This window comes from Arthrobacter sp. ISL-85 (assembly GCF_018613675.1).
GTDB lineage: Bacteria > Actinomycetota > Actinomycetes > Actinomycetales > Micrococcaceae > Arthrobacter.
The window spans coordinates 1-20,059 of the sequence record NZ_JAGGPQ010000026.1; the positions used below are offsets into that span (position 1 = coordinate 1).

General features: G+C 61.4%; 15 protein-coding genes and 2 pseudogenes. 1 reads left to right on the top strand and 16 read right to left on the bottom strand.

The genetic code is table 11. From position 1 onward, the window contains the following. Window positions 1-192: 192 nt before the first annotated feature. From J7I84_RS21835 to J7I84_RS18810, 11 genes and pseudogenes are all read right to left on the bottom strand, one after another. The gene (locus J7I84_RS21835; RefSeq protein WP_285291246.1) at window positions 193-549 is read right to left on the bottom strand and encodes a CocE/NonD family hydrolase; all 357 of its coding nucleotides are present in this window, start codon (window positions 547-549) and stop codon (window positions 193-195) included. Between the two features lie 93 nt (window positions 550-642). Continuing rightward, the gene (locus tag J7I84_RS18765; RefSeq protein ID WP_214946043.1) at window positions 643-1,923 is read right to left on the bottom strand and encodes an ATP-binding cassette domain-containing protein; all 1,281 of its coding nucleotides are present in this window, start codon (window positions 1,921-1,923) and stop codon (window positions 643-645) included. Next, window positions 1,920-3,878, bottom strand: a complete 1,959-nt coding sequence (locus J7I84_RS18770) for a dipeptide/oligopeptide/nickel ABC transporter permease/ATP-binding protein (RefSeq protein WP_214946044.1) — start codon at window positions 3,876-3,878, stop codon at window positions 1,920-1,922. Before J7I84_RS18770 ends, J7I84_RS18765 begins: the two co-directional genes overlap by 4 nt. Next, complete coding sequence (locus J7I84_RS18775) at window positions 3,875-4,816, bottom strand: ABC transporter permease (RefSeq protein ID WP_214946045.1); 942 nt, start codon at window positions 4,814-4,816, stop codon at window positions 3,875-3,877. The genes J7I84_RS18770 and J7I84_RS18775 overlap by 4 nt, the downstream gene beginning before the upstream one ends. A 107-nt stretch (window positions 4,817-4,923) precedes the next feature. Beyond that, window positions 4,924-6,507 carry an ABC transporter substrate-binding protein gene (locus tag J7I84_RS18780; RefSeq protein ID WP_214946046.1) on the bottom strand — a complete coding sequence of 528 codons (1,584 nt, stop codon included), beginning with the start codon at window positions 6,505-6,507 and terminating at the stop codon, window positions 4,924-4,926. A gap of 666 nt (window positions 6,508-7,173) precedes the next feature. Next, window positions 7,174-7,572, bottom strand: a pseudogene (locus tag J7I84_RS22085) (AMP-binding protein); the annotation flags it as partial. A 439-nt stretch (window positions 7,573-8,011) separates the two neighbouring features. Then, window positions 8,012-8,278 (bottom strand): nitronate monooxygenase, encoded by a 267-nt coding sequence (locus J7I84_RS22090; RefSeq protein ID WP_214946047.1) that lies wholly within the window; start codon window positions 8,276-8,278, stop codon window positions 8,012-8,014. A 695-nt stretch (window positions 8,279-8,973) separates the two neighbouring features. Beyond that, entirely contained in the window at window positions 8,974-9,903 is a 930-nt protein-coding gene (locus J7I84_RS18795) for a D-glycerate dehydrogenase (RefSeq protein WP_285291248.1), read from the bottom strand. A gap of 136 nt (window positions 9,904-10,039) precedes the next feature. Beyond that, window positions 10,040-10,945 carry an SDR family oxidoreductase gene (locus J7I84_RS18800; protein WP_214946049.1) on the bottom strand — a complete coding sequence of 302 codons (906 nt, stop codon included), beginning with the start codon at window positions 10,943-10,945 and terminating at the stop codon, window positions 10,040-10,042. 208 nt (window positions 10,946-11,153) lie between these two features. Next, window positions 11,154-12,350 (bottom strand): CaiB/BaiF CoA-transferase family protein, encoded by a 1,197-nt coding sequence (locus J7I84_RS18805; RefSeq protein WP_214946050.1) that lies wholly within the window; start codon window positions 12,348-12,350, stop codon window positions 11,154-11,156. A gap of 7 nt (window positions 12,351-12,357) precedes the next feature. After that, the gene (locus J7I84_RS18810; RefSeq protein WP_214946051.1) at window positions 12,358-13,071 is read right to left on the bottom strand and encodes a citrate/2-methylcitrate synthase; all 714 of its coding nucleotides are present in this window, start codon (window positions 13,069-13,071) and stop codon (window positions 12,358-12,360) included. Window positions 13,072-13,404: 333 nt separating this feature from the next. On the opposite strand from J7I84_RS18810, the pseudogene J7I84_RS18815 reads away from it, so the two are divergent. Continuing rightward, window positions 13,405-14,000, top strand: a pseudogene (locus tag J7I84_RS18815) (DDE-type integrase/transposase/recombinase); the annotation flags it as partial. A 541-nt stretch (window positions 14,001-14,541) separates the two neighbouring features. Here J7I84_RS18815 and J7I84_RS18820 read toward each other — a convergent pair. The 5 genes from J7I84_RS18820 to J7I84_RS18840 all read right to left on the bottom strand — a co-directional run bounded on the left by J7I84_RS18820 (window position 14,542) and on the right by J7I84_RS18840 (window position 19,965). Beyond that, a complete protein-coding gene (locus J7I84_RS18820; protein ID WP_251046832.1) occupies window positions 14,542-15,966 on the bottom strand; it encodes a cytochrome b/b6 domain-containing protein in 1,425 nt (474 codons plus the stop codon). 81 nt (window positions 15,967-16,047) lie between these two features. Beyond that, on the bottom strand, window positions 16,048-17,037 hold the full coding sequence (locus tag J7I84_RS18825; protein WP_214946052.1) for an electron transfer flavoprotein subunit alpha/FixB family protein: 990 nt from the start codon (window positions 17,035-17,037) through the stop codon (window positions 16,048-16,050). A gap of 52 nt (window positions 17,038-17,089) precedes the next feature. Beyond that, window positions 17,090-17,863 (bottom strand): electron transfer flavoprotein subunit beta/FixA family protein, encoded by a 774-nt coding sequence (locus J7I84_RS18830; RefSeq protein WP_214946053.1) that lies wholly within the window; start codon window positions 17,861-17,863, stop codon window positions 17,090-17,092. Between the two features lie 177 nt (window positions 17,864-18,040). After that, window positions 18,041-18,793 carry an enoyl-CoA hydratase/isomerase family protein gene (locus tag J7I84_RS18835; protein ID WP_214946054.1) on the bottom strand — a complete coding sequence of 251 codons (753 nt, stop codon included), beginning with the start codon at window positions 18,791-18,793 and terminating at the stop codon, window positions 18,041-18,043. Next, on the bottom strand, window positions 18,793-19,965 hold the full coding sequence (locus tag J7I84_RS18840; RefSeq protein ID WP_214946055.1) for a thiolase family protein: 1,173 nt from the start codon (window positions 19,963-19,965) through the stop codon (window positions 18,793-18,795). Before J7I84_RS18840 ends, J7I84_RS18835 begins: the two co-directional genes overlap by 1 nt. Between the last annotated feature and the right edge of the window lie 94 nt (window positions 19,966-20,059).

The following is a 20,059-nucleotide window of genomic DNA, read 5'->3' on the forward strand; positions in this document are numbered from 1 at the left end:
ACGGAATCTACATATCAGCTGTCCGTCCGCTTCGAGGTTGTCGAGATCTTTGATGAGCGCAGCCGAGCGATTGGCCACCTCCTCCTAAGTCAGACCTTGACGTGACACCAGTCGGACGCCGCAGCCATGGCCAATCCTACGATCCCCGAAAACTGCGCAGCGCCACCCCGGGCGACGAGGGCTTCGGTCGGTTCAGCCCATGTCATCAACGGCGTCAACGCCTTCAACGCGGGTGGCTGCTCGATCGCTGCCCGCCACTGTGTGGCCGCAGTAGCTGCCGCCGAGCATACGAACGCGACCGTAAGAGCCACGAAGCTCCGCGGCCCACGCGATAGTGTCAGCATCGTGACCATCGTGGCGCAGCGGCTCCAAGGCGCCGTCATATGCATAGCGTCTACGCACGTCTTGGATCACCATCATGAAGCCCTGGCGGGCAACCTCGGTCGGCGAGAAACCGTTCCACAGGCTTTCCAGGTGCGCCGGACTTGGTGTACGGCGTGCGGGCGACCAGGGCCGGCCTCGGCCCGTCTCTCGAAGGTCGGTACACATCTGCCCGAGGGAGCATCCGCGCGGGAACGTCCAACTCGACCTTCACGGACGGCTGGGCGATCACTGACGAGATCACGGCGACACTTTCTTCGTTCATCCTTGGCTTTCGATCGTGTGCGCTCCGGCCCTGGCTCCGTTTGAACGAGGCCTCGGCTCGAGCGGCTCGTCGAATGAACCGACGAGCTCTAGTGCGCGTGCTCGATCGCCTGTTTCGATGGCAACCGCCAGATCTCGGATTCGTCCGTACAGCACGCCGGCCTGCCCACGGGAGATGAGGGCGCTGCACTTTCTCGCTCGCGCCTCTTGGACGAGAGTTAACATTGCTGCGGGGGTCATGGCCTCAGCGGTCCGGGGCGCCAGCTCGAGAACAGCCGCCCTGAGCGCGGTGACGCCGTCGACATCGGCGACTCCCGCAATGCCCCGGGAAAGCGGAAGCGCCAACGCTCGAGACTGAGGAACAGGTTGGGCGAACACCTCGGTCACAGCTTGATGTTCAAGTGTTCGGAGAACCTCGTCAGCCCGCTTGCTGCGGTCACCGGTCGCATCCGCAGCGAGCCGTGTCATTGCCCTACGGGTTGATCGGCGGTCTCGTTGCAACTCAGAATCGGCACTCAACGACGCCGAAATGAGTCGGCGGGTGTACGGCTGAGAAGGCTCGTCGGTCACTCCCGCGGCGTCGCCCTGCTCGATGAGTTTGCCGTGCTCGAGTACAGCGATGCGTGTGCTCATGTGTCGCACGACAGAAAGGTCGTGGGTGATGAACAGGTAGGCCACTCCGCGCTCGCGTTGTAGTTCCAGGAGCAGGTTGAGGATCTGAGCTTGCACCGACAGGTCGAGTGCGGAGACTGACTCGTCACATACGACGAGCCTCGGCTCGGGGAGGAGCGCTCGCGCGATCGAAATGCGCTGTCGCTGTCCACCAGAGAATTGAGCGGGGAACTTCGACAGCGCCGAGCTATCGAGGCCCACACGATCCAGCATGGCGACGACCCGCGCCCGCGTCTCCCCCCGCGACATCGGCGGCGAATTCGCCAAAGTCTCGCCCATGCTCTGTTCGATTGTTCGATGCGGGTTGAACGAGGTGTACGGATCCTGGAAGACGGCCTGGATCTGGGTGCTCAGCTTGCGACGCGCCGCGCCGGTGAAACCAGCGATGTCACTGCCGTCGAAGCGAATTGTCCCTCTCTCCGGCTTCACGAGCCCGAGCACCGTGTTTCCCAGAGTCGACTTGCCCGAACCGGATTCCCCGACCAGCCCGAGGGTTTCTCCCTCATTAAGGCTGACACTGACTCCCTCGAGAGCCACCTTGTCTTTCCGGCGACCTCGTCCCCGGTACATCACCGTCAGGTCCCGGACTTCTAGCAACGAGCTCATGTTCTCACCAATTCATCCACGTCGGTACGGATACATCGCGCAGCTGAGCCTTCGTCGAGCGTCACCATCGGAATGGGCCCCGTGCGACAGGCGTCCTCCGCCAGCTCACACCGGCTTGCGAACCGGCACCCGTGCGGCCAGGAACCCGGCACCGGCACGGTGCCAGCGATTACCGGCAGGAGTTGACGTGGAGCAATACCGACTGACGATGACTGCAACAGTGCCCGAGTATATGGGTGCGCAGGGTGGGCGATGATCGATCGCACGTCCGCGCTCTCGACGACCTGCCCGGCGTACATCACAAGCGCGCGATCACAGGCCTCTGCCACGACTCCCCAGTCGTGGGTGACCAGGATCAGCGCCATCCCAGTCTGCTCGCGCAGGTCTCTGAGCAGGTCGAGAATCTCACACTGCACCGAGACATCGAGAGCAGTTGTGGGCTCATCGGCGATCAGGAGTTCTGGTTCCCCGGCTAGCGCCCGCGCGATGGCGATGCGTTGCGCCATACCGCCCGAGAGTTCGTGCGGATATTTCTTGGCCACCGCATCCGGCTCAGGCAGCCGCACACGGACCATGAGCTCCCTGGCGATCTGACGTGCCTCGCCCTTGCCGACACCCCGATGCAACCTGACCGCCTCTTCCAGTTGATGTCCGACCGTGAATGCGGGATTCAAGCTGGAGATCGGCTCCTGCGAGATGAACCCGATGCCCGTTCCCCGGTAGGCGTTCATCTCGTGCTCGCTTAGCGAGGTCAATTCCGCGCCTTTGAACGCGATCGAGGCGGCTGCCACGTGGGCACCCATGGGAAGCACACGAAGCACTCCCGAGATGGTCATCGACTTTCCACAACCGGACTCGCCGACGATCGCGACTGCCTCTCCCGGCGCCACATCGAAGTTGACGTCGTCGACGACCGTGACTTCGCTCGAGCCCCGCGGCAATCTGATCGTCATGCCCTTCACGCTCAATATCGATTCCTGCCCCAGGGGTGCGGCTCCTCCGCCTGCCGGAGACGCAGCTTGGGAGACCGTTACAGCGAGCGCGCGCCAGCTGAAAGCCTTCGACGAACCGCTCGACCGGCCCATATAGGCATCACGGATGCCGTTTCCTAGAAGCGTGAGGCTCAGAGTGACGACTGCGATGATGCCACCGGTTGGTACGAGCATCCATGCACTGATAGGCATCATGTTCTGGGCGTCTGTCACCAGGTTTCCCCAGCTCGGTGCGGGAGGCGCAACGCCGAGTCCGAGGTAGCCGATTCCTGCTTCGGCGATGCACGCCACCGCGGCCACAATACTGATCTGCGTCAGCGCCGGCCCGGTCACGCCCGAAAGGATGTGGCGGCGCATGATCTGGAAACTCGTCAGTCCGGCCACCCGCGCGCTGGCGACGTAGAGCTCCTCACGAACGGCGATCGTGGCTGAATACACCACTCGGGCCAGTGTCGGAGCCATGATCACACCCAGTGTGATCATGGCCGCGGCTTCGTTGTTCCCATAAATGCCGAGAATGACCAGCAGCATCACCAATCCCGGTACAGCGAGCAGCAAGTCGCACAGTCGCATGGCGACCGTTTCGACCCACCCACCGAGTGTACCCGCGGTCAGACCGAGGAACAGTCCGATAACGGCGCACACCACCACTGCCTGCACGATTCCCAACAGGGTGACCTGGCCACCGTGGAGCAGCCTCGACAGGATGTCGCGGCCGAGCTGGTCAGTTCCGAGCAGGTGGCTCGCGCTTGGCCCTGCGGCCGTGTTCTGCAAATCCTGGTCGAGAGGCCCGTAGGGCGAGACCCACTCGGCGAATACGCAGGCCAAGACGACCACGAGGAGAATGAGGCTGCATGCGACGGCGATGGGTTGTCTGACGAGACGCGGGAGGAAACCGGCCCCGCGTTCCGCCGCCCGACGAGACTGTTCTTGGGTTGCTGCACCTTCAATGACTGCGCTCATCGCGCCCTCGCCTTCGCGTTTAGGTATCCTGAAGCGATATCGGTCAAGAGGAATACCACGACGACCATTGCCGTGTAGAAGACCGCCAGACCCTGGATGACTTGCAGGTCGTGCTTGGTGGTGGCGCTCACCATCAGAGTGCCGAGACCGGGCATGCCGAAGATTTGTTCCATGAGGATAGTGCCGCCGATCAGGCTGACGAACACCAGGCTGACCATGGTCAGCACAGGCCCAGCGGCATTCTTCGCAACGTGCTTGAACACGATCCGCTTCCACGGATAGCCGTTCGCCCGGAGACTGCGGACGTAGTCACTGCGCATCGCGGACAACATCTCGGCTCTTGTGACGACCGCGACCAACGCGATTTCCGAGACGCCGAGGACGACAACAGGCAGAATCAGCGATTGGATCCATCCCGATGGGGAATCAGCGAAGGGCACGTATCCGGAGACGGGCAACCAGGCGAGGTTCACGCCGAATACGAGAACGGCGATCAATGCGAGCCAGAAGCTGGGGAGGCCTCGACCGAGGACGGCGAGCACCTCCGCCAACCGTCCGGTGACACCCCCGCGAATGGCAGCGATCGCGCCGGACGTCACACCGAGGATGATGACGAGGAGCAAGGCCCCCACGGCCAGTGACATCGTTACCGGAATTCGAGATGCGATGGTATCGGCCACTGGCACACCAGAGACGACTGACAAACCCAAGTCGCCGGTAATTGCGTGGCGGAGCCAATCAACGTATTGCACGAGTACTGGCCGGTCGGCCCCGAGTTTCGCATTGAGAGCAGCGACAGACGCCGCGGAAGCGGTAGGGCCAAGGATGGCCTGCCCGACGCTCCCGCCCGCGAGCGAACTCAGCATGAAGACGATGAATGAGATCACTCCCATCAGCGGAACCGCCACAATTAATCGTCGTATGACGACACCTAGCATGATCTCTCCTTGAATATCACATCACGAGAGCGCTTCAACGCGAGTCGAGGTGCTCTCGGGTGAGTGGCGCTGCGGCCCCCGGTGACGGAGCCGCAGCGCCAAACCAACTACTTCTTTGCAGTCCACGCCGAGATGGCGAACTGACCCATGGGATCGCGCTTTCCGACGTCAATGCCCTTGGAGTAGATGAATTGGGGAACCGACACGATCGGAATGTACCAGGCCTTAGCCGTCATCGTGTCGTTGAACTGCTTCGCGTTCGCCTCGAAGGTATCTTTTGTGGAGGCGTTCAGCGCGTCGTACGCCTTATCGAGATCCGGATCGGTTGAAGCGAACGGGTTCCATACGGCGGAGTAAGGCAGCTTGTACAGCCGGTACGCTTCGTTCGGGAGCGTGCCGTACAGCCCGTACGAAACAGCGCCGGCGGAGTACTTCTTAGCCGCGAAGTCTGTGAAGAACGACGAGTTCGGGAGCGACTTCAGGTCGAGCTTGATGCCGATCTTGGCGAGTTGTGCCGCTGCGGCGTTCACTGCGATGGTCGCGTCAGGGTCGTCGCTGTTCACTTCGAGAGTCATCGAGAAACCGTCGGGGTGGCCGGCGTCGGCCAACAGCTTCTTAGCCTGGTCGACGTCGTAGGTGTACTTCGAGGGCAGGTTGTCGTCGTGGCCGGGGAAACCGGCGCCGATGAACTGGTCCTGGGTAGTGATCGCGGTTCCGACGGCCTTGGCGATCGAGTCGCGATCCAAGGCCATTGCCATGGCACGCCGCACGCGCACATCGCCGAGTTCGGGGGTAAGCTCGCCTGCCCTGTCCCACAGCATAATGGTCGTTGCTTGCACTCGTCCTACGGTGCTGTCGAAACCCTTCGACTTGGCCTGATCGGCCAGCTGGGCGCCACCCGTCATGTTCACTTGGATCTGTCCGGAGGCCAGCGCGTTCATCGCCGTGTTCTGGTCTGCGATCACACGCAAAATGATTTTCTTGTAGTTCTGGCGCGATTTGTCGTAGTACAGCGGGTTCGGCGTATACGTGTAGTGGTCGCCGTTCTGGCTTTGCGCTGCGTCGTAGACATAGGGTCCCGCGCCGAACGTCGCAGTCTTCAGCTTGTCGGGGTTGGCGAGCCCAGCAGCGCTGATGATCATGCCGTTGTTGCAGTTACCGCTGTCCGACAGGATCGACTCCATACCGGTGAACGGTGCGGGCGACGTGATCGCGACGGAGTCCGTACCGACCGCGGCGATTTTCCACGGCTTAATGAAGCCGTCATTGAGCCCGGGTACCGACTCGTAGTAGTTCAGCGTGTTCAGCACCGAATCACGCGTCACGTCTGTTCCGTCTGCGAACTTGACCCCGCTGCGGATCTTCATCGTGAAGACCGTGTTGTCGCTTGCGTACTGCCATGATTCAGCAATCCCGGGCTCGTAGCCGCCGTCCTTCGTGATTCGAATTAGCGGTTCGTAGGCCAGTTGGAACATCGGGCTCGAACATTGCTGCGTCAGCTCAAAGCTCGTGGGCGAATCGATAGGGAGTGCGACGGTGAGTGTGTCGGACACCGACCCTGACGAGGAGCCGCCGCTGCTGCTGCACGCGGTGAGGGCCGCCACTCCAAGCACCACGGCGATCAAGCCCGCTGCGAGCCGTCTACCGCGGCGTACCTTTCCAATCGTCCGACCTTGCTTCAGGACTTGCATAGTACCTTCTCTACTGTCATCCGTGGTCGCGCGCATCCGCGCTCAACCATTCGGTCCAACCATCTCTTGACGGTCATCATTTAGTTCAGGGTTTGCGCTGTGTAACATTCGAGGCTCTTGCCACTTCGGTGTGCAATGTGGATCTTTCCGACATCCACTACCGCGGGGATTTGGCCATCTTCACGAAAGCATTGAATTCGGCTGACCTTCGTCGTGAAGGTGGCGCTATCCCTGACGGTGTGGCCCATGTCTCATGATCGTCTTGGACGCCCCCCTCTGAACATTGGAAAGTTTCCGAACAGGGCGTCGAGCTATAAGTGTCACCACGATGCTGATGGCGACTCGGGCAGCCATAACCTCAATTTTGTGACATTCTCGGAACGGCCAACCGAACAAACAGCAAACAATTTCCGCAGCCACGTGCGGCATTCTTACCCCGCGGAAGACAGCCGATGCCAGCGATGACGTCGCCCGATGGCCAAACGGGCTATCGAACGAAATTAGTCACTGACGACCGATTCTGCGGTAGATCTCCGGTTTGATGCGACGGTACCATGCGGCCGCAATGGTTGACATGTCCATGTAAGGCTTCCTGCCCTTCACTCCGACCGATAACTACTAGAGACGTCGGACACGAACTCGGTCGTCGATGCGTCGCCCTCTAGATCACGAGTCGAGACACCCCTCGCCGACACACCCTCGAAGGCAGCCACCCGCGAGAGCCTCGCCGACTTCTCCGGCTGGCACATCATTGCCCTCAGAGTCCACCACGCGAAACTTCTGCCTTGGGGCGACTTTTCCGACCAGAGGGATGCATTCAGACGCGCGGTAGGCGTCGAGGACTGCGCTCCCCGTGAGGCGCTTCCAGCCGTCGAACACCGCTTCGTTCCTGGGTTCGCCTCCTGAGATTGTCCGTCTGAGCCTGGAGAATGCTTCACGAACGTCGTCCTGAGGCCCATGATGGGTCAACTTGGCGTAGATAGCCATCACGCCTGCAATGAATGTGACCTGGTGCCGACTTGCAAGCTCGGCAAGGACTTCTGGCTTCGCTCGCCGGGCGACGACGGATTCGCCCCCCTACAGCACAGCCAGAAGTGTGCTGGCAAGACCGTAAAGCCATGCCTTGGAGAGACTGATGAGGGTCCGGTCCTCAGACATGAGGGGCCGCACTTCGGCATAAGTTTCCAGAGGAGGACGAGTACACGGTGACGAGCACCGCGCGCAACTTCCAGATCGCGAGTACCGTGGCCACATAGAGCGCAGAGCTGTCCACGACGGTGCGACTCATGCGCCTTCCGTCACGCTGGAACGAGTGAGCTGTTCGGAGCGCTCGCCGGCAACTGCGATGAGTCGTTCGTAGGTCATATCGCCTCGTCGTCGACCAGTGCCAACTAGGTCGGATACGTGCCAACAATGTCTCGGTAGGTTCGTAGACACTCGGGGCGCGCGTGGTATCTACCTCAGCCATCCTGGCTCCGTCTCTCGTCATTTCGGGAGCCGTAGCCTAACCGGCTCGATTGCTGAAACCACTGAGGATCTCCTCGGCCTGTGCAGCCATGCGTCTGCAGAAGGCTCGCATGCGCTTACCGCTACACGAGAAGGTGACCGCCGCGCCTTGGAAGCGACCGTCGATCACGCGCTGCTTGAACGCGTCGTGTCCGTAGGCCTCCGGTGTTGCGATGAATCGAGTTCCGAGCCAGGCACCACAGGCCCCGCGTCCCAGGCCGACAGCGAACCCACGCGGATCTGCGATACCACCGGCAGCGAGCACGGGCAGACGCTGGCGTCGACGATCGATGAAGTCGACGCCAGGGTCTGCATACTCGCGCCTTGCCCACCGAACCGACCAGCGCGATCTTCGCGGTTCCGCGCTTCTTGCACTCCTTCATGAACCAGTGCGGCGCCGCGAAGGTCAAGTTCACGGCAGCAGGAGCTCTGTCGAGGACGATCTCAACCTGACCGGGTACGGCCCTTGCGTCAAAAGCGCCTCGACCCCGGCCCTTCCCACGATCGTCGTCGGACAACTTGCCCACAGCTCCCGCACCGGTGCGCAAGCCGAGTCATCTTCCATTGGCAGCGAATCTGTAAGCAACAAGTTGATGGCGTACGGCTTGTCGGTGAGAGCCTCGATTTTGGCGATCTCGGCGCTCAGCCCTTTAGGCAAGCAGTGCGGGCATCCCGATCGCTTGGGTCTGGGCGGCAACTCGGCTGGGGACGCAACGGAACCCGGCCAATGGGGCCAACGTACCTTCGGACTAACAGGAACGCTGCCTATTCCACATTCAAATGAACTTCATCGCCACAACGATCCCCGAAGAATCCGACGGACCAGCCCTTTACCACACCCGACTCAACGCCGAAGTAGGTCTCTGGACAAGAAGCGGATGGGCTGGACGATCATGACACGTCCGACACCATCCACTTGTTTGCCCTATTTAACCCCGAAGAGCCCGCACGTTCTCGCCTTCACAATACAACCGGAGTCAGGGGCGGTCGTCCGAGAAGCACCGCAGAACCGTTTTTCACCGCCATGGTCCCCATTGCATCGCGGGTCGCAGCGCCGGCGCTGCCGATATGCGGCAGAACCACAACCTGCTCCATCCGACGCAGCCGCTCATTGACCTGCGGCTCATACTCGTGCACGTCGAGACCCGCACCCGCTAAGTGGCCGCTCTCAAGGGCATCGGCGAGGGACTCCTCATCGACGAGAGGACCGCGAGCGGTATTGATGAGATAGCTTCCCTTCCTCATCGTGGCGAGCTCCTCGGCACCTATGAGCTGCCGGGTCTCCCGAGTCAGGGGACAGTGCAGGGAGACCACGTCGCTGCGCGCGAGGAGCTGTTCGAGATTTACCGCCTCAATCCCGAGGCTGACGGCCTCCTGCGACGTAGCTCGGCTGCCGGTGGCGAGGAGTTTCATACCGAAAGCATGAGCGCGACGCGCTGTCGCCATCCCGATGCGTCCGAGGCCTACTATTCCCAGGGTGGCACCGCCGCTGACGTCGAGACCCACGAAACTCTGCGGACCCCAAATCCATGGCCGTCCTGAGCGCACAAACCTGTCCGCTTCGACCACCCGTCTCGCGGTTGAAAGGATCAGCGCGAGTGTGAGGTCAGCGGTGGCCTCGTCAAGCACTCCCGGTGTGTTGGTGACGATGACCCCTCGTCGAGCTGCGGCTTGCACATCAATGTTGTCGAAGCCAACGGCGACATTGGCGACGACCCTAAGCTGTGAACCTGCTGCCTCCAGCACTTCCTCGTCGATTTTCTCGGTCAGCATTGCGATGATGCCTGAAGCGCCGCGGCAGCCCGCGAGGAGCGACCCCCGACCCGGGGGGCCGTCCACATCGGCATGCACTCGAAATTCGGCGGGTATCCACCCCCGGGCGCACCGCATCACCCGTTCGGACAATGGACGGGTAAGAAAGACGTGCGGCTCTGGCACTGCAATCACCTTTTTCCTGTCCTCTTCCGGGGAGTTCTCTTCACAGGAAACGCACCTCGATTGATGCCTCGCGGGCTCATGCACGCACCTAGGAGGGCATCTTGGGTGCGTCTGCCACAGGTTCGGAGGGAACGTCGGCCAGTGCCTGTGCTATGCCGGGGACTTCCCATCGCTGACCGTTCTCGAAGGAGTCGACGAGGTGCCACCCCTCATACACACCGATAAAGTCGCCAACGACGCGGAACATGTGGCCCGTCATGAGGCATTGGCTCGACGCTAGATAGGCCACCAGCGGAGATACATTGCTGGGATGATATGGGTCAAAGCCGTTGCGCGACTCGGCTTCAGCGAGGCGTTCGACTAGCCCCGGCGTCGCCTGGGTGGTTTGAGTCCGCGCGAACGGCGCGATGCCGTTGACCCGCACACCGACCCGCTTCAGTTCCTTCGACGCGACCTGCGTCATTGCTGCGATACCCGCCTTCGCGGCAGCGTAGTTGGTCTGCCCGATACCTGGCTGCATCCCTGCCCCCGACGAGGTATTGATGATAGCCCGATCTGCGTCTATCCCCAGCTTCGACTGCTCGCGCCAGTACCCCGCGGCGAAATGACTCACCGCAAACGTTCCCTTGAGGTTGACGTTGATGACCGTGTCGAACTCTTCCTCTGTCATGTTGACCAGCATCCGGTCGCGAAGGATCCCTGCATTATTGACCACGACGTGCAAGTCACCGAAGTGCTTTACGGCCGTCTCGATCAATCGCTGCGCACCGTCCCAGTCGCTGACACTGTCGGTGTTCGCTATCGCCTGCCCACCCGACGCCGTGATTTCGTCAACCACGCTTTGAGCAAGGCTCGAGCCCGAACCGGATGTCGATCTGCCGACGTCGTTTACCACGACCAGAGCCCCTTCTGCGGCAAACAGCAACGCGTGCTCGCGCCCGAGCCCCTGCCCAGCACCGGTAACAATCGCAACGCGACCTTCAAGAACACCCATGTTCCACTACCTTTCTAGCATTACGCTGCACGATGCAGCACCGAATCTCGTCGCGCGCTCCTGCCGCGACGTCACGCTGATAGCCCGTCGCCCTGTAAATCCCAAGGCGGCTGATCGTCTGTCTAGTCAGAGTTCGTCTCAACAACTCTTCTGTTGAGTCCACTTCTACGTCTACGTGGACGGGATGCCTTCCGAAGAGGATCAATAGTCAGCGAGCGACGGTTGTCCCCGCCTCGCGGAGCGCCAAAATTTGCTCTTCGGTGTAACCGAGCTCCTCGAGAATGGCCTCGGTGTCGGCTCCTAGGCGAGGAGCTGAGACTAGGTTCTTCTCGTATGGTGCGGACGTGATAGGGATGCGCACGCTCTTATACGCCTGGCCATCGAACTCACCATCGACGAAACAGTTGGTGCGGCTCGCTTCCTCACTACGCATGACCTCACCATGGCTCAGCACAGGGCCGGCCACGATGCCACTGGCGCGGAACCGGGAGGTCCACTCATCCCTCGAACGAGTACTGAAGGCATTCTGCAATTCGGTCCGCAGTAGTGCCTGATTCTGCACCCTCGCGGATACGTCGGCGAAACGCGGGTCCTCCACAAGATCCGCTCTCTCGATGGTTGCGCACAGCAGCCGCCACTGCTCCGGCAAATACGCGGCAACCTGGACATATCCCCGATCGGCCGTCACGAACAGGTCAGTGGGATAGGCCAGCGTCCCGCCTGTGTTGCCTATTCTTGACACCTCGGCACCCGTGATGGAAGCCTCCACGAAATAGTGGGCCTGGAGAAAGGCACTCACCTGGTAAAGCGAGGTACTCAGGTACTGAGGTTCACCAGTCATGTCTCGCAACCGCAGCGATGCCAATATTCCTTGCGCGAGCGCCAGGCCCGCCGCTGCGTCCACCACTTGAAAGCCAACCTTCATCGGAGAGCCATTCAGTTCCCCCGTCGCGGCCATGATCCCTGTCTCAGCCTGGACCACCGCATCGACTCCCTTCCGGCTGATCCCCCTGTCCGAGGTTCCAAAGCCGGACAACGACGCATACACGAGGCGCGGTTGAACCTTTATCAGATCCTCGTACCCTAGGCCTAGTCGATCCATTGCCCCGGGACTGAAACCCTGAACAAAGATGTCGCTTCGTGCGACCAGCTCGCGCACGATCTCCCTCGCCTGGGGGTGCTTGAGGTCCATCGCCATCGATCGCTTGTTGCGGTTGTTCGCCAAGAAGAGCGACTTCACCGAAGTGCCGAGTCGCCGAGACAGCTCACCCTCGAGCTGCTCAATTTTGATGACCTCAGCCCCCATATCGCCGAGCAACATCGTCGCTGACGGCCCCGCCATTAATTGTGTCAAATCAACAACGGTTACTCCCGACAGCGGTTTGACCGTATCCGTACCCTTCACGGCCCTATCACAACTCTTCTGGCAGCACGCCAGTGTATTTGACCTGCTCAACGGGAACGTGCCGCCATGTGTTACCCTGCTCAATCTCCTCCAGGTAATGTGCGGCGAGGCCGACAGTGCGAGGCGTCACGATAAGGACTCGCGCCACATCCGGTTTGAGCCCAAGATCGAGAAGGAGGGCAGCAGAAGCACCATCGATATTTGCCCCGACTCTACGCCCGATTGCCTCGGCAAGCGCGTCCTCGAGGTGGCTGAGCAAAGCGGAGTGATGAGAGAAGACACCCTCTTTCTTGGCCAATTCCAGCAGGATGGGCGTCCTAAAATCAGGATCGTGCTGCGGGTGACCAAACCCGTCGAGCGGTACCCGACGCGCCCTACTGTCGGCGACCAGCTCTTTGGCCGCGTTCCGCAGCGCCTCGTCGGTGACATCGCCCTCTGCTGCGACCCGCTGGACGATTGCGCTGAGGTTCCGTGCCAGCTCCTGACCAGCACCGCCCTGGATATCTCCGAAGGTCAATGCGCCGCCTGCGATGGCCGCCTGGATGGGAACACCGTACGATGCCAGAAGCCTGGCGACCGTGCTCGATGGCGCGATGCTGTGATCCATGACCGAGATGAGGAGAGCTTCAAGAACTCTCGCTTGCCCGTAGGTTGCGCGCTTGCCAGACAGGATCAGGTACGCCACCTCGGCGAATGAAGCGTTGCCGATGAGCTCACTCATCCGCTCGCCTCGGATTATCACGTCGTGTGGCTCGATTTTCGAGATCGCAGTCTCCCACGAGTTCGTGTCTCTTGCAGCCATTCTCACTCCTCATTGATTGATTATGTGCTCTGATTCGGCGATGATCCCGCACTGCACGTACACATATTTAGTCCATTTGCCGAGCTGAGCCGGCCCAGATGTTGGGATTCGCATGTACCGCTGTACGGAACGCCGTACCGGAAACCAGTACAGCTGAATTTATGATGCCCTGCTTCCACTTGTCAAGGCCTCCCCTCCTCGAATTGGCCCGACAACCTGCCTAGAGCCATCCGGGCGATGATCTTCGAACAATCAGGCGGGCGAAACCGGGTCCAGCGCTTGTGCAGGGATCACGGCACCTGGTTAGTGTTCGCCAAGAAGCGTGGCCTGAATTGGCAGCCGGGACCACCGGTCCACGACGACCCGGGTGGAACAGGACTTCACCGCCCAGGCACCGAACGAGCCGCGGCTGACCGACATCACCGAGCATCCCCATTGCCGAGGAGAAGCTCCACCTCTGCGCAGTGAAGAACGTCTATGCCGGAAGGATCGTCGGCTACTGGATGGACTCGCGGATGATCCTGGCGCTGGCCAGACTTACGAACGCGGTGCGTTCACGCCGGCCAGTCGGAACGGTGGTGCACTCTGATCGGGGATCACAGTTCCGGTCCCGCCGCTTCGTCGAATCGCTCCGCCGCAACGGGGCCTGACAGGGTGGATGGGGCGGATCGGCGCGTGCGCGGAAAACGCCGCTATGGAATCCTTTTTCTCGCAGCTGAAGAAAAACGCCCTGGACCGCCAACAATGGCTCAACCGGCAGGATCTCAGGCTGGCGATCACCACCGATCGAAAGGACGTACCACCGCCAGCGACGGCGAAGACGGCTGGGAAAACCCACGCCGATCTAATATGACACAGTCAACCGGACCGCACTCCTAGCGGCCTAGGACCCCGAGTCATCAAAAGCCGGGGCAGTCCCACTCGTTATCAGCAGCTGCCCGCTGGTGCCTCACACGCATCCTCAGGTGGGTACACCGTTCGGCCCGTCCTTCTGGGCTCCGTTCGCGATGACCCAATCACTAGCATCTATTTGGCCCGGTCGACCACGCTCTTGGCGTCCGGTTCATGGGGTTTGAACTGCACGATATGTATGCCGACGATGCAGGCGAATCAGCAGAGCAATACCAGCTCAGACAACGGCCGGGGATTGCTGACCCCAGCGGGTATGCGGACATTCCTGAAACCAGGGGTTGCGCTGCACTTGCTCCCCCGGAACGTAGGAGATCCGATCAGCCGGGGCGAACTCTTGCCAACCGCCTTATCCAGGAACCAGGCCGCGGACCTCGACACGCCCACCAGCTCGGTCAGGCGCCGACGCCGTCTTGATCGCCACTCAGGGTTCGCAGCAAATGACACCCATATCTGCGTCGGGGAAGAGCTTTGTTTTGACTACTTAGTGACCTTACCCATACGCATTGCGACTGGTGTCGTGAACAACGGCCTGGTCAGGAACCAGGCCGCCGCGATGACCAGCAATGAGATCAGGAAGATGACCAAGCCCCACCAGTCCACGACGTCACGAGAGGTGAACATGTGATTCAGGTTCTGCAGTGCGCCGGTGAAAATCACCAGGAACACATGCACCGCCGTAAACGCCACAAAGTAGAGCATCACCGGGAAATGCAACGCTCGCGCCCACTCCACGGGGTAAACCTTACTGAGGCGTTTGGCGCGTTCAGGCCACCAAGTCGAAATCCGGACCCCGCTCAGAATCGCCAAGGGGGAAGCGACGAACACGGTAAGGAAATACGCCACCACCTGCAAGGCATTGTAGTGTTGCCAGCCGGTTTCGGCAGGCCAGTCCAACGAGGCGTACTGAACGGCCGCGGAGAGCATGTTTGGAAAAATATCCCAGCTCATCGGCACTATCCTCATCCAATGGCCGCTGACAAGGAGCAGCACAAAGAAGATCACACCGTTGGCCACCCAAAGCACGTCCAGACTCTGGTGCAGCCACTGGGACAACGAGACCTTCTTAGGGCTATTTCCCTTTGGAGAGAAGAACGAGTCCTTCTTCGCGGTCCAATACCCTGGGGGCTTCCGCTCCGTGCGCACCTGAAGACCGGTGCGGAGGATAAGCACCATGAAGAACACGTTGAAGAAGTGTTGCCAGCCCAGCCATGCCGGGATCCCGTCCGGAGCGACTTCCGGCTGCCAGGCGTGACCGTCATAAGCGAGAACGAACTCCTGCACACCCTCAAGGGTGCGTAGCCCGCGGGCGGCCAACACCACTAGAAAGCAGAGAACCAGCACTACGGCAGTGATCAGGGCGGGCTTCAACCATGCCGGGCCGACCACGTTTGACCTGCTTGCGGCGTCACCGCCAACCACTTCCCTTGTGCCCGTCACACCGGCCGAAGAAGGTGTGGCGCCCGTCGGTGCAATCACGCCGGGCTGCGCGGCGGAATCTACCTCCGCTGAAGCAGCCGAACGCCCATCGACATCACGCACGGCGGCCGTCGCGGGAGTAACGCCCATACGGCGCTTGCGAGCAGGAGACGGCGTGGCAGGGTGTTGGCGTTGCTTGGGTTCCTGCTCCGTGTGCCCCGCCGGCAGGTCCACCCCCTGGGCCTGCAGCCTGTCGACACGAGTCGAGGCGTCCTCGATTGGCGTCGGCGACGGCGTGTCCCCGTCACCTGCCGACGACCCGCCCTGCTGTTGTCGTGCAGAGGCCTGTGTACGCTCCTCCGATACGGGTTCCGCCTTTGTGCCTTCAGTGACTAGACGCGTGTATCCAGCCATGCGGCGCCGGGCCGGCGTCCGACCGGGGTTCTTCTCGCTGGTCATAAGTGTCAGTCCCTCAACTGGTGTCATCTTTGGTTCAATCGGTGGAGGCAGCCCTCCCCCGGGCTCTTCGTAACGGCCCTTGGCAGAGAAAGGCTTGCCGGCGCTGGTTCAGCTGCGTCGGTTGTTGATTTCCTTGATCAGCTGGGGCACCACGGTGAACACGTCCCCGACGACCCCGAAATCCGCGACGTCGAAGATCGGAGCGTTCTCGTCCTTGTTGATGGCAACAATTGTCTTGGAAGTCTGCATCCCAGCCCGGTGCTGGATCGCCCCGGAGATGCCCAGCGCGACGTACAACTGTGGGGCCACAGTCACACCGGTCTGGCCAACTTGGTAGGACTGCGGCACGAACCCGGAATCCACCGCCGCACGGGAGGCCCCCACCGCGGCCCCGAAGACGTCGGCAAGGTCCTCAACGACGCTGAACGCCTCCTTGGAACCAACCCCACGTCCACCGGAGACCACGGTCTTAGCCCCCCTCAGCATCGGCCGGCCGGCCCTGGTCACGGCCTCAGTTGACGCGTCGATCCTGGCTCCGGCCGCCGTCGCGGTTGTCACCTGCGCGGTCGTGACTTCCGGCGAAGCGACGGCATCGGCGACGCCCTCAATGGAGCCCGGACGCATCGTGACCACCATCAGGCCGCCCTCCACCGTCGACTCCGTTGTGAAGTCCCCGCCGAACACTGAATGCGAAGCAATGACCTCCCGGCTCTCCTCATCAAAACGGACATCAACCGCATCTGCGGCTACGGAACCCCCAGTGACGACGGCTAGTCTGCCGGCAACCGCCTTGGAGTCATTCGTCGCTGGCACCAACACGAGAGTGGCTCCGAACGCTTGCACCGCATCTGCCAGTGCACCAACCTGAGCCGATCCCAACTCGGTAGCGGCGCTCCCGGACTCCGCCAAATAAACGTGTGCCGCGCCGATAGCCCCAAGCTCAGCGACGATGCCGCCAGACTGCCCAGGGGCGCTGACCACAACGGCTACGGGGCTGCCGATGTCAGTAGCCGCCCTCAGCAGGCCGGCCGCTGTAGATTTCGGCGATCCCTCGCCGGTCGTCTCGATGAGGACCAGAACGTTTCCGGTGTTTGCCATAGTGTTTTTCCTTCAGCTCTCAACTGCTATATACAAGGCGGACCGCCAGCGTTCAGATGAGACGGTTTGCGGCCAGGAAGTCGGCCAGCTGTGCGGCTGCGGTGCCGTCGTCGAAAACCTTGGGGCCGGCCTGCTTTGCCGGGCGGGCCGACACCGAGACCATCACCGATGCGACTTCCGGAGAGGCAGCGGTTCCCAAGTCGGCCAACGACCAACTCTCCAGCGGCTTTTTTTTCGCCGCCATAATGCCTTTAAAATTAGGAAACCTCGCATCCGCGGTCTTCTCCGTAACGGACACAACGGCAGGCAATGCCGACGAGATCCGCAAGGAGCCGCCGTCCACCTGGGCCGAACCCGACACGGCGTCAGCGGCGATAACCACCTCATCCAAGCCCGGCAGCACCGGCCACTTCAGGAACTCAGCCACCATCGCCGGGACCATTCCGCCCCGCCCGTCCGTAGCCTCGTTGCCGGCGATTACCAGATCCACTCCCCCGAGCTTTGCGACGGCGGAGGCCAACACCCGCGCTGTCTGCACCATATCGGAACCTTTCAGTGAATCGTCCGAGACCAGCACAGCTGAATCAGCACCCATCGACAAAAGCTTCCGGAGGGCCTTGCCCGCATCCTCAGGCCCCATTGCGACCACCACAACTTCCGTGTCCTTATGCGAATCTTTGAACTGCAGCGCGTTTTCCAGGGCCCGTTCATTAATCTCGTCCGGCACGGCCTCGGACGCGGCGCGGTCCAGCATTCCGGACTCTAAGTCGATCTTCCGATCGGACCATGTATCCGGCACCTGCTTCGCCAACACGACAATCTTCATGGAGAACCCTCCTCGGCGGGCTAATGACTTTCAGTTCCGTAATCCAATCTACGGTCACCGCGGCCCAAATACTAGTTACTGGACAACTATTTTCTTGAGGATTACCGCAGGGTGTCGGATGGCGAAGACAAGTGAACTGTGTACGTCAGAACGTCGAAAGCGTAAGCCTCCCTCAAGTCAACGATTAACAAACGCGGCGACGAGGGCTTGAGCCTCATCGGTGGCCATGCGCTCACCGATGGTCACAGCCTCCCGCACGCCTACCTCCGCGCGCGAAAGTCCGGGGGCCTGGCGCAGCAGTCTACGGACGTCGCCGAGCGCACCGGGCGCCCCCGCCACCCAAGCTGCGGCCACCTCTCGAGCGCGGGCCAGCGGGTCGACGACGACCTCTGTAACAAGTCCCTGGGAGAGCGCCTGACTGGTGTTCAACGGCTGGCCAGAAAGGGCAAAGGCCAGTGCGCGCTGCTGCCCCATGGCCCGGGGCAAGCTGGCGGCGGTGCCACAGTCCGGCGTCAGGCCAATGGAAGGGTAGGCAAAAACAAAGCTTGTACCTTCCGCTGCGATGATGACGTCCGCGGCCAGCATGATGCCAAGTCCACCACCTGCAACGGCTCCGTGGACAGCCGCTACCACGGGCTTGTTCAGAGATTCGAGCGCCTGCACAGCCCCATCAACCGTTGCCGCCAGCTCAGTCAGGAATCGACCTTGGTCGGAGGACTCTGCGAACGCGGAAATATCTCCACCAGCACAGAACCGCTTGCCGTTACCCGTCAGCAAGACCGCCTTGACAGCATCATCCTCCGCGATGCGGTCAACCGCTTCCCCGAGCGCCTCGGCTAAGAGCATATTGATCGTGTTGGCTCCCTCAGGGCGGTTGAGCTGCAGGTGTCCGACACCGCCGGCAGTAGTCAAAGTTACTGGCTCAGACATCAGATCCTCCGGAAGAGTGCTGCAAGTGCCTGTCCGCCGCCGATGCACATGGTCACAATCCCCAGTTCCAAGTCCCGGCGTGCCATGTCCTTGGCAAGACGCAGCGTCAGGATCGCCCCGGTGGCCCCGACTGGATGGCCCAGGGCAATGGCTCCGCCATAGGGATTGACCTGAGCCGGATCAAGTCCGGAATCCCGGATAACAGCGACCGCCTGTGAGGCGAAGGCCTCGTTCAGTTCAATCGAACCGATATCCTTCGGCGTCGTGCCCGTCTTCTCGAACAAGGACCTCAAAGCCAACGTGGGCGCGTACCCCATGAGTTCCGGTTCCATGGCGGCCGTGGCGACAGCCTCAAGACTCACCAAGCCCTTCAGGCCACGCTCCGCGGCCACCGACTCACGAGCCAGAACGACGGCGGCGGCGCCGTCGTTGATGCCCGAAGCGTTGCCGGCCGTGACAGTCCCGCCAGGGGCAAAAGCCGGACGCAATCCCGCCAAGGCCTCAATGGTGGTCTCCGGCTTGGGATGCTCGTCCGTCGCAGCCGTGAAAGGCTTGCGACCAGCGACACTGACCGGCGTAATTTCCTCCGCGAACGCCGCCGTGGCCTCCGGCGTAGCGGCGCGGCGCTGAGATTCAACAGCAAACTCGTCCTGTTCCGAGCGGGAAACATTATATTTGCTGGCTACATTCTCAGCGGTAACCCCCATATGGGTGCCGTCGAAGGGGTCTGTAAGCATCATGACAGTCCCGTCGCTAAGGGAACGGTCACCAAGACGGTACCCCTGGCGCGCACCGAAGTCGTAATACGGCATCCGCGTCATGGACTCATTGCCACCAGCCAGAGCGAAGTCAAGCTGGTTCCACTGCATTTCCATCGCCGCAGACCAGATAGCCTGCAAGCCCGAGCCACACAGCCGGTTGACGTTGTAGGCCGGAACCCGTGTCGGCAATCCTGCCGTGACCGCGACACGCCGGGCGTTGTACGCATCGGCCCCCACCTGGCCTATACAACCCATAACGACCTCCTCAATGTCGTCGCCGCGAACACCGGAACGTTCCAAGGCCGCCTTACTGGCCGTCGCCCCCAGCACATGGCCCGGGACATCCTTAAAGATGCCGCCAAAACTGCCGGTAGGGGTGCGCGCACCGTCCAGGACGATGATTTTCTCCATGTTGGGTCTCCCTTGCTCTGAGGTGAATTGCTAGTGTTACTAAAAAGGTGAAGACAAGGGGCAACTTGTCAGGATTAAAAAGGGCCGCTCCCTG

Bases quoted from the DNA above. Each gene is read 5' to 3' on its own strand.
- J7I84_RS18765 (WP_214946043.1), bottom strand. From the start codon at position 1,923: ATGAGCTCGTTGCTAGAAGTCCGGGACCTGACGGTGATGTACCGGGGA.
- J7I84_RS18820 (WP_251046832.1), bottom strand. From the start codon at position 15,966: ATGACACCAGTTGAGGGACTGACACTTATGACCAGCGAGAAGAACCCC.
- J7I84_RS18835 (WP_214946054.1), bottom strand. From the start codon at position 18,793: ATGTCTGAGCCAGTAACTTTGACTACTGCCGGCGGTGTCGGACACCTG.
- J7I84_RS18780 (WP_214946046.1), bottom strand. From the start codon at position 6,507: ATGCAAGTCCTGAAGCAAGGTCGGACGATTGGAAAGGTACGCCGCGGT.
- J7I84_RS18840 (WP_214946055.1), bottom strand. From the start codon at position 19,965: ATGGAGAAAATCATCGTCCTGGACGGTGCGCGCACCCCTACCGGCAGT.
- J7I84_RS18825 (WP_214946052.1), bottom strand. From the start codon at position 17,037: ATGGCAAACACCGGAAACGTTCTGGTCCTCATCGAGACGACCGGCGAG.
- J7I84_RS18795 (WP_285291248.1), bottom strand. From the start codon at position 9,903: ATGCGGTGCGCCCGGGGGTGGATACCCGCCGAATTTCGAGTGCATGCC.
- J7I84_RS18770 (WP_214946044.1), bottom strand. From the start codon at position 3,878: ATGAGCGCAGTCATTGAAGGTGCAGCAACCCAAGAACAGTCTCGTCGG.
- J7I84_RS18775 (WP_214946045.1), bottom strand. From the start codon at position 4,816: ATGCTAGGTGTCGTCATACGACGATTAATTGTGGCGGTTCCGCTGATG.
- J7I84_RS18800 (WP_214946049.1), bottom strand. From the start codon at position 10,945: ATGGGTGTTCTTGAAGGTCGCGTTGCGATTGTTACCGGTGCTGGGCAG.
- J7I84_RS18830 (WP_214946053.1), bottom strand. From the start codon at position 17,863: ATGAAGATTGTCGTGTTGGCGAAGCAGGTGCCGGATACATGGTCCGAT.
- J7I84_RS21835 (WP_285291246.1), bottom strand. From the start codon at position 549: ATGTGTACCGACCTTCGAGAGACGGGCCGAGGCCGGCCCTGGTCGCCC.
- J7I84_RS18810 (WP_214946051.1), bottom strand. From the start codon at position 13,071: ATGAGTGAGCTCATCGGCAACGCTTCATTCGCCGAGGTGGCGTACCTG.